Source organism: Allorhizobium sp. GW101-3B10 (genome assembly GCF_059424725.1).
The window spans coordinates 2,808,158-2,820,706 of the sequence record NZ_JBWKZR010000001.1; the positions used below are offsets into that span (position 1 = coordinate 2,808,158).

Annotated in this window: 10 protein-coding genes; 5 read left to right on the forward strand and 5 right to left on the reverse strand. The window is 63.2% G+C overall.

The window, feature by feature from the left end:
* Positions 1-8 precede the first annotated feature (8 nt).
* Positions 9-1,109, forward strand: a complete 1,101-nt coding sequence (gene ribB / locus AC07Y0_RS14105) for a 3,4-dihydroxy-2-butanone-4-phosphate synthase (RefSeq protein ID WP_498678260.1) — start codon at positions 9-11, stop codon at positions 1,107-1,109.
* An 82-nt stretch (positions 1,110-1,191) separates the two neighbouring features.
* Here the strand turns inward: ribB and AC07Y0_RS14110 are convergent, their stop codons facing one another.
* Complete coding sequence (locus AC07Y0_RS14110) at positions 1,192-2,055, reverse strand: DMT family transporter (RefSeq protein ID WP_498678261.1); 864 nt, start codon at positions 2,053-2,055, stop codon at positions 1,192-1,194.
* Positions 2,056-2,143: 88 nt separating this feature from the next.
* On the opposite strand from AC07Y0_RS14110, the gene AC07Y0_RS14115 reads away from it, so the two are divergent.
* Positions 2,144-3,568: an aminotransferase-like domain-containing protein gene (locus tag AC07Y0_RS14115; RefSeq protein WP_498678263.1), complete on the forward strand. Its 1,425-nt coding sequence runs from the start codon at positions 2,144-2,146 to the stop codon at positions 3,566-3,568.
* 166 nt (positions 3,569-3,734) lie between these two features.
* Here AC07Y0_RS14115 and AC07Y0_RS14120 read toward each other — a convergent pair whose 3' ends face one another.
* On the reverse strand, positions 3,735-5,672 hold the full coding sequence (locus AC07Y0_RS14120; RefSeq protein ID WP_498678267.1) for a GTP-binding protein: 1,938 nt from the start codon (positions 5,670-5,672) through the stop codon (positions 3,735-3,737).
* Between the two features lie 289 nt (positions 5,673-5,961).
* Positions 5,962-7,518, reverse strand: a complete 1,557-nt coding sequence (locus AC07Y0_RS14125; protein WP_498678269.1) for an ISL3 family transposase — start codon at positions 7,516-7,518, stop codon at positions 5,962-5,964.
* 239 nt (positions 7,519-7,757) lie between these two features.
* On the opposite strand from AC07Y0_RS14125, the gene AC07Y0_RS14130 reads away from it, so the two are divergent.
* Positions 7,758-8,453, forward strand: a complete 696-nt coding sequence (locus AC07Y0_RS14130; RefSeq protein WP_498678270.1) for a hypothetical protein — start codon at positions 7,758-7,760, stop codon at positions 8,451-8,453.
* A gap of 419 nt (positions 8,454-8,872) precedes the next feature.
* Here AC07Y0_RS14130 and AC07Y0_RS14135 read toward each other — a convergent pair whose 3' ends face one another.
* Together AC07Y0_RS14135 and AC07Y0_RS14140 are read right to left on the reverse strand one after the other, a co-directional pair.
* Positions 8,873-9,295 carry a GNAT family N-acetyltransferase gene (locus tag AC07Y0_RS14135; RefSeq protein ID WP_498678271.1) on the reverse strand — a complete coding sequence of 141 codons (423 nt, stop codon included), beginning with the start codon at positions 9,293-9,295 and terminating at the stop codon, positions 8,873-8,875.
* 14 nt (positions 9,296-9,309) lie between these two features.
* Positions 9,310-10,497: a winged helix-turn-helix domain-containing protein gene (locus AC07Y0_RS14140; RefSeq protein WP_498678273.1), complete on the reverse strand. Its 1,188-nt coding sequence runs from the start codon at positions 10,495-10,497 to the stop codon at positions 9,310-9,312.
* A gap of 739 nt (positions 10,498-11,236) precedes the next feature.
* Between AC07Y0_RS14140 and AC07Y0_RS14145 the strand changes: the two genes are divergently transcribed.
* A complete protein-coding gene (locus tag AC07Y0_RS14145; protein ID WP_498678275.1) occupies positions 11,237-11,917 on the forward strand; it encodes an energy-coupling factor ABC transporter ATP-binding protein in 681 nt (226 codons plus the stop codon).
* A complete protein-coding gene (locus tag AC07Y0_RS14150; RefSeq protein WP_498678276.1) occupies positions 11,914-12,516 on the forward strand; it encodes an energy-coupling factor transporter transmembrane component T family protein in 603 nt (200 codons plus the stop codon). Before AC07Y0_RS14145 ends, AC07Y0_RS14150 begins: the two co-directional genes overlap by 4 nt.
* Positions 12,517-12,549 lie beyond the last annotated feature (33 nt).

The window sequence follows — 12,549 nt, forward strand, 5'->3', positions numbered from 1 at the left end:
GGTTTTCCATGAGCTATGACCAGAGCCGCGTCGTCGACGCCATCCGCGCCTTCGAGGCGGGCGAAATCGTCGTGGTCGTCGACGACGACGACCGCGAGAACGAGGGCGACCTGATCGTCGCCGCCGTCCACTGCACGCCGGAGAAGATGGCCTTCATCGTGCGCCACACCTCCGGCATCGTCTGCGCGCCGATGCCGCGCGAGGAGGCCAAGCGCCTCAACCTCAGCGCCATGGTCGCCGAAAACGACAGCGCGCACACGACGGCCTTCACCGTCTCGGTCGACTTCAAGCACGGCACCACCACCGGCATTTCCGCCGATGACCGCACGCTGACGGTGCGCAACCTCGCCAATCCGAACGTCGGCGCCGCCGATTTCGTCCGCCCCGGCCACATCTTCCCGCTGGTCGCCCGCGAAGGCGGGGTGCTGATGCGCTCGGGCCATACGGAAGCCGCCGTCGACCTCTGCAAGCTCGCCGGCCTGCCGCAAATCGGCGTGATCTCCGAGCTCGTCAACGACGACGGCACGGTGAAGCGCGGCCCGCAGGTCGCAAGCTTCGCCGCCGAACACGGACTGAAGCTGCTCTCCGTCGCCGACCTCATCGCCTATCGCCAGCGCAAGGAAACGCTGATCCAGCTCGCCTCGAGCTTCGCCATCGAGACCCCTTACGGCCCGGCCAAGGCGCATGCCTATTCGCTGCCCTGGGACCCGATGCAGCATCTCGCCGTCGTCTTCGGCGACATCCGCGACGGCGTCGACATTCCGGTGCGCCTGCATCTCGAACATGTCGGCCAGGACGTGTTCGGCAAGGGCCGCCAGATCGACGACATCATGAAGAAGATCGCCGCCAAGGGCCGCGGCGTCATCGTCTACCTGCGCGAAGGCTCCGTCGGCGTCGGCGTTTCGACCACCGCACGCGCCGGCCACCACGAGCGCGAGGCGCACGAACAGGCGCAGGCGCGCGAGAACGAATGGCTGGAAATCGGCCTCGGCGCGCAGATCCTGAAAGACCTCGGCGTCACCTCGATCCGGCTCTTTGCCTCGCGCGAACGCCACTATGTCGGGCTGGAAGGCTTTGGCATCCGCATCATCGCCACCGAGATCGTCTGACCCGGAGACCTTGAGCGACTGACGATGCCCCCGGTTCGCCGGGGGCAGTTCTGCACGTCCCCTGTCGCCGCGCCGCGGAAGCTTATCGAGCGAAGCGCTTTGCCCCTGCGACGCAGGCCACCACGGCGGCGGTGACCGCGACCATCGACCCGCTCACCGCCTCGCCGAGCAGACCGGCCGCCAGCACCAGGCCGAAGAAGGGCTGCAGCAGCTGCAGCTGGCCGACCGCGGCGATGCCGCCCTGGGCAAGGCCGCGATACCAGAAGACGAAGCCAATCAGCATGCTGAACACCGAGACATAGGCAAGGCCGAGCCAGGCCGGCTGGCCGGTTCCGGCAAAGGATGAAGGCATGGTGGCGAGCGCCAGCACCACCATGACCGGCAGGGAGAGCACGAGCGCCCAGGAAATGACCTGCCAGCCGCCGAGCGTGCGGGAAAGCTTGGCACCCTCGGCATAGCCCAGCCCGCAGACGATGATGGCGCCGAGCATCAGCAGGTCGCCGACCGGGGAAGCCGTCACGCCCTGCAGCAGGGCGAATCCGGCGACCAGCAGGCTGCCGAGGCCGGAAAACAGCCAGAAGGCCGGCCTTGGCCGCTCGCCGCCGCGCAAGACCGCGAAGCTGGCGGTGGCGAGCGGCAGGAGCCCGACGAAGACGATCGAATGCGCCGAGGTGACGTGCTTGAGCGCCAGCGCGGTCAAGAGCGGAAAGCCGACGACGACGCCCAGCGCGACGACGGCCAGTGACACCATCTCGCCCGGCTTCGGCCATTTCTGCCGGAACAGCAGCAGCAGGCCGAGCGCCAGCGCGCCGGCAATGGCGGCGCGCGCCACGGTCAGGAACACCGGATCGAAATCGGCCACCGCCACCCGCGTCGCGGGGAGCGAGCCGCTGAAGATCAGCACGCCGAGAAAACCGTTGATCCAGCCGCTTGTCGTCTTGTCCATCAAATCCATCCTCGTCGATTGGCCCCAAGGATAGGCAATCGCGGATGGATTTCTCAGAGACAGTGCATTACAGTTTTGCCGAACTGTAATGGTCACGAGAGCAGTACAGATGCTGGACAAGACTGCCATCGACGGCGAGGACGGCACGCGCGTCGGCCGCGTCATGGGCGCCATCCGCCAGAGGATCGGCGGGCGCACGCTGGCGCCGGGGGCAAGGCTGCCGTCGATCCGCGGCTTTGCCAAGGTCATGGCGGTCTCCACCTCGACCGTGGTCGAGGCCTATGACCGGCTGGCCGCCGAGGGGCTGATCCAGTCGCGGCCGGGCTCCGGCTTCTATGTCGCGGGCCACCTGCCGCCGCTGGTGCTGGCCGAGATCGGCCCCAGGCTCGATCGCGCCGTCGACCCCTTCTGGGTGTCGCGCCAGTCGCTCGAAGCCGGCGCGGACACGCTGACGCCCGGCTGCGGCTGGCTGCCGGCGGCCTGGATGCCGCAAGACGAGCTGCGCCGGTCGCTGCGCCAGCTGACCCGGGCCGACGACACGGTGCTGGCCGACTACGGCTCGCCGCTCGGCCTGCCGCCGCTCCGCCAGCTCCTGTCGCGGCGCATGGCCGAGCGCGGCATCCAGGCCGCGCCCGACCAGATCATGCTGACGGAATCGGGCACGCAGGCGATCGACCTGCTCTGCCGCTTCCTGATCGAGCCGGGCGACACCGTGCTGGTCGACGACCCGTGCTATTTCAACTTCCTGGCGCTGCTGCGTGCCCACCGCGTCAAGGTCGTCGGCGTGCCCTATACGGCGACCGGCCCGGACATCACGCTGTTTGCCGCAGCGCTTGCCGAACACCGGCCGCGCCTTTACATCACCAATTCGGCGCTGCACAACCCGACAGGTGCTACGCTTTCGCCGGCGACCGCCCACCGGCTGCTCAAGCTCGCCGAACAATCCGGCCTCACCATCATCGAGGACGATATCTTTGCCGATTTCGAGCCCGAGCCGGCGCCGCGGCTTTCGGCCTTCGACGGGCTGGACCGGGTGATCCATATCGGCAGCTTTTCCAAGACGCTGTCGGCGGCGGCGCGCTGCGGCTTCATCGCCGCCCGTCCCGACTGGATCGAAGGGCTGATCGACCTGAAGATCGCCACGAGTTTCGGCGGCAATCCCGTCTCCGCCGAACTGGTGCTGAACATCCTGAAGGACGGGACCTATCGCAAGCACATCGCGACCTTACGCGACCGCCTGTCGCGCGCCACGGGCGAGACCAACAAGAAGCTTCAAGCGCTCGGCCTCAAACCCTGGCTCGAACCGCGCGGCGGCATGTTCCTCTGGTGCCAGCTGCCGGACGGCCTCGACGCCGCCGACGTCGCGCGCCGCGCGCTCGCCGACAAGATCGTGCTCGCCCCCGGCAATGTCTTCAGCGTCTCGCAGACGGCGACGCGGTTTCTGCGGTTCAATGTGGCGCAGTCGAGCGATCCGCGGGTGTTTGCGGCGGTCGAGAGGGCGATGCGGGGGTGATGGGGGGCGTGTGACGTTTCGATGAATTGAGTTTTGCGCGGATCTGCTATCGGCCCTAACCGGAGAGAAAGCCTCTGATAGCCGAGTTCAGTTGATACAAAGAAGGCACCGTTTATCGATGCCTCCCTCATTTGTGGTCATCGGATTGCCAGCCAGCAGCCGCGCCTCACCGTAGTCGTGCCAGGTATTCCGAACGGTCGAACGGATTGGCACTCATACGGCGCCGCATCGGCGGCGTTCCCGCCAGCGCAGCATGGTGATCGAAGACTGTTTCCATGATGCCTGCACCACTGGAAAGCCCCGGCAGTTGCTGGCGGATGTTTTGTACCTTGGTTGAAGGGATCACTCCTTCCAGCCGAGCGACACCGCTATCGATCTCGGTTGCCCGCACCGCGCCACCCGATTTCGACAAAAGCACATGCAGTGTCGGAAGCACGGCAAGCGGAACCTCGATCTGAAATCGCTCGAACGGTTCACAGACGACCGTGTCTGCAGCGACAAGAGCGCGAGCCAGAACAAGCGGCGTCAGGGATCGAAAATCGACTGCCGTGCTCGAAGGCGAACTATGCTTCAGCGCGGTGACCGCCACATGGCAATCGATCACTGGCCAGCCGTAGAGACCTGCCTTCAGCGTTTCTGACACCGCTGCCTCGACGGCACGGTAAAAACTCGCCGGCATCTGCCCGACATCGACTTCCAGAGCAAATGTATTGCCTGACCCTTCGGAACTGGGCTCGATACGCAGGCCGACAGTGGCCAGGAATGGATTTGGCTCCTTGAAGATGACTTCGATTGCTTCTCCGACACCGATCGGCCGCTCGGCATGAATGACGGTGCTCTCCTCAAATACCGCATCTACACCGAAATCATGCAGCAACGTTGCTTGGATCACTTCCTTCTGCACCTCGCCATAAAGCGAAAGAAATATCTCGCTTGCATTGGCATTGGTTCGGAGGTTGATCAGCGGGTCTTGCTCGGACAATTGCTGCAGAGCGGTCCAAAGCTCTCCGTTCTGCGACGGTTTGCCGGAGAGGATGCGCGTTTCCAGCGTTGGAGCGGCAAACTGCGGTGCGAGCAGACGCAGGGCAGCCGTGCCGAACTGATCTCCGATTCTTGCTACGCTGAGGCCGCTGACCTTGACGATCTGGCCTGCGCGAGCCTCGGCCTGTTTCTTCAGCGCACCGTCGTCAAAGACCTGAATGCGCGTGACCTTGCCGACACCACCCGGCAATTCGATCTGGCTACGCTCCAGAAGCGAGCCGGCTGTCAGGTTGAGATAGGCGATCTTCTCGCCACCCCATCCTCGCTCGATCTTGAATATGTTGCCTGCAAGGGGCGCCGCCGCATCCGGCGTTCGGCTCGGCAGCAGATGCTCTATGGCGCCGATCAGATCGGTAACGCCTTCGCCCGTCATCGCGATCCCGCAATAGGCAGGGTGCAGCAGGCCACCAGCCACCTGAGCCGCAAGCGCGGATCGAAGCCGGTCGCCGCTGATCCTGTCGGGAGCCAGAACATAATCATAGAGTAAGGCTTCATCATTGGCAGACAGCGCCTCGCTGATAGCCGAAAGGCCGGGATCGCAAGTGAGATCGACCGGTGTAACGACCGCATGCTTGCCGCCGGCATCCCGCACAGAGGACATTGCAAGAGGCCGGTTTCCGAGCTTGCTCTCGAGTTCGGTAAGCAGCTCGTAATAACGGGCACCCGCCCGATCGATCTTATTGACGAAAAACAGGAACGGGATGCCGAGCCGCTGTAATGCCCGCACCAAAACGCGGGTTTGTGCCTGCACGCCTTCGACAGCCGAAACGACGACGATCGCCGCGTCGAGCATTCTCATCACCCGCTCGACTTCGGCAATGAAATCCGGATGTCCAGGCGTGTCGATCAGATTGACGGAGAGATCGCCGATCCGAAACGCCACGACGGCCGCAGCAATCGTGATGCCACGCTGCCGCTCGAGCTCAAGGCTATCGGTCTGGGTATTGCCGCCGTCGACGCTGCCAAGTTTCGCAATCGCGCCGGTATCGAAAAGCAGTCGCTCGGTAAGGCTAGTTTTTCCTGCATCCACATGGGCGAGAATGCCCAGATTCAAAATACGCATATCGAATCATCTTCTCAAAATTTCCGTTCTGGGTTTCTTGAGAAGGGACTCGGCGCATCGGGGCCTCACTGGAAAAAGAGATAAACTATATGCTGCGCGCGTAAGCACACTCGCCTTTGTAATTTCTATACGTTCAGACAGTCAAGGTCACCAGAATAGCTGGACGGGGGCATTCTGCACTCAGCTTCCAGGTCGAATGTCTCCTTTTGGCGCATATTGGTTTCCACGCGGAACTGAGCTGGTCCCGGGTCAGTTTTCGGCTCTGACGCACTTTTGCTGGCGTCGGAGCTTACGCTGCACCGATCAATCGGGCCTGCAGCAGATCAAGTTTGGCTCGCCCATACATTTGGCGTTTGATAAGCTTCAATCGTGTGACCTGACCTTCCGTCTGTCCGTTCGACCAAGGTGAGAGAATTGCGTTTCGCACGGCGTCGAGATCTTTCGCAACGCCACCGGCAAACGATCCGACCAGGCTGTTCTTGGCAGCTTCAACCCATTCATCCAGCTTTCGCGCTGTTTTCGAACGGATCATGGATTGGAACTCGCCGATGGCCGCACGGGCGACTATCAGTTCCGGAACGTTCACTTCGATAGCCGCAACCAGGATCGCTTCAGGTTTCGCCAAGTCATCGCGCGCGGTTGTCATCAACCGGGCAATGACCCGGGCCGATGGCGTTCGCGCAAGCCCGCTCTGGTTGGCTTTCTCCGCAAGACGGCGCCGCTGAGCCCATTGGGAGACGACACCGCTCTGTCCCGGAAAGCCTTTCGCTTTCATCTCCCGCCAGAGCGCCAAGGCGTTCCGCACGCCTTCGTCCCAGCGGCCGTTGAGCCACGGCAGCCAGCTATCCAATGAGCTGGGCCGTGTCCGGAAGACATCGAGGCGCTGGCCCCTCAGAACGTCGCGGACAATCTTCCGACTATGGCCGGTTTGCCGGACTATTTGTCGAATTGAAGTTCCCTTCTTCGACATCTCCCGGATCGCCTCGTTTGTTTCCTGGCGGCGCAGATATCCCTCGTACTGCAGTTTTTCAGCGTAGGTTAAAAGCTTCGGGTCAACGACATTGCTGCCGACCGCCTGCCTGATCTGGCGCATCGACTTGCCGACTGCATCGAGGAAGGCCCGGCTGGAATTCTCCATCAGGTGCCAGCGATCGGCGACCTGCTCGGCATTGGGCAAGGCCTTCGCTATGGCCTCACCATAGCCACCGCCTCGATCGCGAGCGACGATCGATATCGACGGATGCTCGGCAAGCCATCTCCGAGACGTATCCAGCGCACGATCCGGCAACAGGGTGACAGGCCTCCGCCGCTCTAGATCACAAACGATCGTTCCATAGGTCTGGCCGCGCCTGAAGGCAAAGTCATCAATGCCTATGACGGTGAGTTCATCGTTCTGGTCAGCAATGCGGCGGCGAACCACCCGCAGCAGCGTGTCGTTGCTCACCGGAACCATCAAACGATTGGCAAAGCCGGCAGCAGGTCTTCCGCCCAGCGCCAAGCCGAGGTGGTGAACAATTGTCTCTAGCCGCTGGGTGCGCCGGCCATACCGAGCCAAGACGCCGCTATCAAACTGCTCGCAGAAGATGCGCCGTCCGCAAAGAACTGCATCGCACCAGAACCGACGCGCCACGATCGTCAATTCTACTCGCCGGCCGCAGAGGGGAAGATCAGCTGGCCGTCGCAGATATCTGCTTTGCACCCTCCGGCTTGGTCGTCCGCAGTCCGGACAAGACCCTGAGGGATAGCGTGATCGGAGCCGAACTTGAACGCATTCCCCAACAACCATCACTTCGTCTACTGCAAAGCCAGGCGGCGCGAGGCTCGTGCGCTGGAACCGATGTCGCATTGCTGATCCTCCGGTGAATCAGCGAAAGCGTCGCCCCAAACAGCAGCAAATGTGAGTCAGAGCCAGTTTTCAGCGCAAATCAACAGTTACGGTCTGCAATTGAGGATATATGGGCGATCCGCGATCTAGAACCCCGATTGGGTATCATTCCTGCACACGTTGGCGGCGGCCCGACTTTTGCCGTCTCGTGGACGGATTTCGTGGTAAACCGGGCATCTGCTGTTGATAGGGAGCAATAGGTGCAAAAATTTTCAGCCTGTATCATGGGATTCTTGTTGTGGCTCCTGATGGCCATCTCCGGGCTTGCAGGAGATCAGCATTCCAAACCAGAGAAGATAGAGTGGGTCTCCGCAGCCATCGGAGGCGCTCGCCTGCAAGTGCCGTTGGTGCGCGGCCTGGGCGTCCAAACCGCCGATCATAAGAACGAATTTCATTTATCGACAGAAAAGGCCCATCTCGACGCGGAAAATCGTAGCCGCCTGCATTCCATGGCGAACGCCGAGACAGGCCTGCAGATATTCGAATTGGCGTTGACGATCGACAAGGCGTGTGCGTCGGGAGTTGATGTTCCTCTTTGTCGATATGCCGTGGCTTCGCCGGCGAAGAACGCACATGTAAGCTGGATACAAATCATCCACCGTTCTGATCTGGGCTTCGCGATGGAGATGCTTCATCTGAAAGAGGCAAGCGAGGCGGTCACGTTATCAGGAGAATTATTATCACCTCGGATCACGCTTCTCCAGAAAAGCCAAGGACATCCCTACGGCTGCCCACCTGACCAAGAGTTTGGGCATTGTCGTATGTATATGAAAATCGGGGATGATCTGTTGGCAGTCATCATGCTCTGGCGGGAAAAGGACATGTCCGAACTGACCCCTTTCACACAGATCGCTGATGCCATGGGAAAGACGATTGCGCAATTGATGAAGGAATAAGTCGACATGATTTTCCGGTCAGCGAGCCAGTTGAACTGTATCCCGTTGGCGCTCCTGAGCCAGGGCGCGGTTCGGCCGAAGCGGATTTCATAGCTTGCGATCCGTCCTTGCCACCCATAATCAAAGGTATGGCTGATCCCACTTGTCCTGTTTATGTGTTCCGGCGTGACGACTTTTCCCGGTCGGGCAGCTCTATTGTAGCTGTGGCGGGTTCGAGGAGTGACATCAGCAATGACCGCTTCTGGCGCAAAGCGGCCGAGCACAGGGCACCCTCACTCGCCCCAGCCAGCCCCCCCTCAGCACCCACCGTTTCCACGACCACGAAGCGGGCGAGTTCAGCTTACAGTTTTTCGAGCCGCCAGGCAGACGGTTTGATGCCCCACCCCCCCGTGACCTTCCAATAAAGACGGCCAGTGGGTTCACACCACCTGGCGAGCCATGCCGACGGAGCGGGGCGCGGTCTCGTCGAAACCGAACTGGGCATAGAGGTGGTTCGCCGGCACGTCGGCGATCAGGCTGACATAGGCAGACTTCGGCAGCGTCTTGATGAAATCCGTGAGCGCCTGCATGATCCACTTTGCCAGTCCCCTGCCCTGATGGGCGGGCTCGATGGCGATGTCCGTCAACTGGAAGAAGCAGCCGCCGTCGCCGATGATCCGGCCCATGCCGACCACCTCCTCGCCCCGCATCAGGCAGACGCCGAAGACCGAGTTCGGCAAGCCCCTTTCGGCCGCTTGCCGGGAGAAGGGACTGAGGCCCGCCACCCGACGCAGGCGCAAGTAATCCTCGATGCCCGGCACCTGAGCCTCGATGCGGTAGTCGCTGTTGTCTTTTTCCGACATTTCCATTCCTCTTCTCACCCCAGCCAGCCGTCGCGATATTCCACCCGCTCCACGCCGGCGAATTTTGCCAGCCTGACCAGCTCCGCCTCCAGCCGCTCCAGCCGTCCGGCCGACGGTTTGACACCCTTTTCCAGCCAGAGCCGTTTCACGTCGAGCATGCCCGCCTTGCGGTCGGCCTTCATGTCGATGCGGCCGATCAGGCGGTCGGATTCGAGCAGCGGGAAGACGTAGTAGCCGTATTCGCGCTTCGGCTCGGGGACGAAGATTTCGATGCGGTAGAAGAAGCCGAACAGGCGTTCGGTGCGGTTGCGGTCGCGGATCAGCGGGTCGAAGGGGCTCAAAGTGCGGATGCGGGCCGGCGGCTCGGGCGGGTCGAGCAGCGCGGGCAGGCTTTCGGCAAGTGCGAAGGAGGCGCGCGGCTTGCCGTCGACCGTCTCGATCAAGACGTCCTCCAGCTCGTCGCGGTGGTCCTCCACCCAGGCCTTCGCCTCCTGCGGGGTGACCAGATCGAAGAAGGCGGCGATTTCGCCATGGGTGGCGAAGCCGAGCCGCGTCAACGCCTGCCTGCAGGCCCAGTCGATGAAGGCGTCGGGATCGACCTCGGCGGCAAAATGTTCGGGCGGGATGACGCGCTCACTGAGGTCGTAGACCTTCTGGAAATTGTCGCGGCCGGCGATCGCCAGCTTGCCGGTGTGCCAGAGGAATTCGAGCGCGGTCTTCGACGGATGCCAGTTCCACCAGCCGCCCGACTTGTGGTCCTCGGCTTTCACCTCGCGCGCCATGATCGGGCCGCGCTCGCGGATCTTTTCATAGGTCTCGTCGAAGGCCTGGTCGAAGCTCTCGCCCTGCCATTTCGCCCAGTTTTCCAGGATGCGGGCCTCGCGCCGCACGAAACGGTGCTTCCAGTAGGGAAAGAAGGCGGACGGGATGATCGAGGCGTCGTGCGTCCAGTGCTCGAACAGCGTGCGGTCTTTTTCCAGAAGCGCGGTCAGGTGTTCCGGCCGGTAGGTCTGGTTGCGGGAAAAGAGGATCTGGTGATGGGCGCGCTCGACGGTCGCGATGCTGTCGACCTGGACGAAGCCGAGATCGTGGATCAAGTCGTAGAGCCCGGCCTTGCCGAGCGTCCGATGCGGCGGGCGGGACAGCCCCTGCCGCTCGAGGAAGATTTTTCGCGCCTGAGTGTTGGAGAGAGGAATCGCCATGGGAGGGAGGGTAAAGGATGTTCATGTTATGTTCAATGGGGTGGAATGCGGGTTGAGTCTGCGGCCGGATGCTTCGAGGCCCTCGCTGTGCTCGGGCACCTCAGCATGAGGGGCGATCGGGGTGGCCGCGCCAACGAGCGACGGGCAGGTCGGGGTGGCGGTGCAGATGGGCGACAGATGAGACGGGGCGGCTGCCTGGTGGCGCCAGCGGCACAAGGGTAGCCCTCACCCTGAGGCGGGAGCGTCAGCGACCCTCGAAGGGCGGGGGCGGATGGAGGATCGCCCTCAAACCCTTGACCTGCTCGTCGCGCACGGAGAATTGCCCCTCACCCTAACCCTCTCCCCGCAAGCGGGGAGAGGGGACGTGCTCGACGGTACCGCTTGTCCCTTCTCCCCGTCAAAACGGGGAGAAGGTGCCGGCAGGCGGATGAGGGGCAACCCTTGAGCGCCGCCGTCCGAGGGAACCAGCGGCACAACGGTAGCCCTCACCCTGAGGCGGGAGCGTCAGCGACCCTCGAAGGGCGGGGGCGGATGGAGAACTGCCCCTCACCCTAACCCTCTCCCCGCACGCGGGGAGAGGGGACGTGCCCGACGGTGCCGCTTGTCCCTTCTCCCCGCCTGCGGGGAGAAGGTGCCGGCAGGCGGATGAGGGGCAAGCCCGCGCCAAGGCCGACCCGTATTCCCCTCGCCCCTCCCCCGGTCTATAGAGACGCCAGAACATCGGCGGGGACTTTCAGACTTGCAGATCACATTCGACCGGGCAGAGGTGCGTTATGGCACCGCGGTGGCGCTCCATCCGCTGAGCGTCGCGCTTAGCGAGCGCCGCATCGGCGTGATCGGGCTCAACGGGTCGGGCAAGACGACGTTTGCGCGGCTGATCAACGGGCTCATCAAGCCGTCGGCCGGCACGGTTTCGCTCGACGGGCTCGACACGGTGAAGGACGACAGGGCGGTGCTGTCCAAGGCGGGTTTCATCTTCCAGAACCCGGCCAACCAGATCATCCTGCCGATCATCCGCGACGACATCGCGTTTGGACCGAAGAGCCGGGGGCTGAAGGGCGGCGCGCTCGACCGGGCGGTCGATGCGGTGCTGGACCGCTTCGGCATAACCCAGCTCGCCGGCCGGCGGCCGCACGAGCTGTCCGGCGGCGAATTGCAGCTGGCGGCGCTCGCCGCGGTGGTGGTCACCGAGCCGGAGCTGGTGATCTTCGACGAGCCGACCAACCAGCTGGACCTCAAGAACCGCGCCATGGTGAAGGCCGCGATCGAGGGGCTCGCGCAGCAGGCGCTCGTCATCAGCCACGATCTCGACCTGATCGCCGATTTCGAACGCGTGCTGGTCTTCCATCAGGGGCATCTCGCCTTCGACGGCGAGGCCGGCCAGGCCATCGCCCGCTACCGGGAGGTCGCGCTTTCATGAGAAGCCTGCATGTCGCCGGCGACAGCCTGATGCACCGGACGAAACCGGCGGTGAAGATCGCCGGGCTGGCGCTGATTGCCGTGCTGATCTTCCTGACGCGCGATCCGCGCCTGCTGGTGCCGGTGCTGGTCGCCGCGGCTATGCTCTATTTCACGCTCGGCCAGCCGCTGCGCGCGGCGCTGTCGCCGCTGAAGCCCGTCTTCCTCACCATCGCCATCGTCGGGCTGTTCCATCTGCTGCTGACCAGCGCCGAGGAGGCGATGGTCACCGTGCTTCGCCTTTCGACGCTGATGCTGCTGGGGGCGGCCGTGACCGCGACGACCACGGTCTCGGCCTTCATCGAGACGATCACCAGGGCCGCCGCGCCGCTCGAGCGGATCGGCCTCGTCAAGGCCTCGGACATCGGCCTCTCGGTCGGGCTGGTGGTGCGGTTCGTGCCGGAAATCCTGTCCCGCTACGAAGCGATCCGCGAGGCGCACCGGGCGCGCGGCATCCGCCCGAAGATCACCACCATGCTCGGGCCGCTGATCATCGCCACCCTCAAGGATGCGGATAATATCGCCGAGGCCATTGACGCCCGGGGCATTCGCGGGCAGTGACATTTTCCGTTGGGGAGAATTCCGGTTTCACAT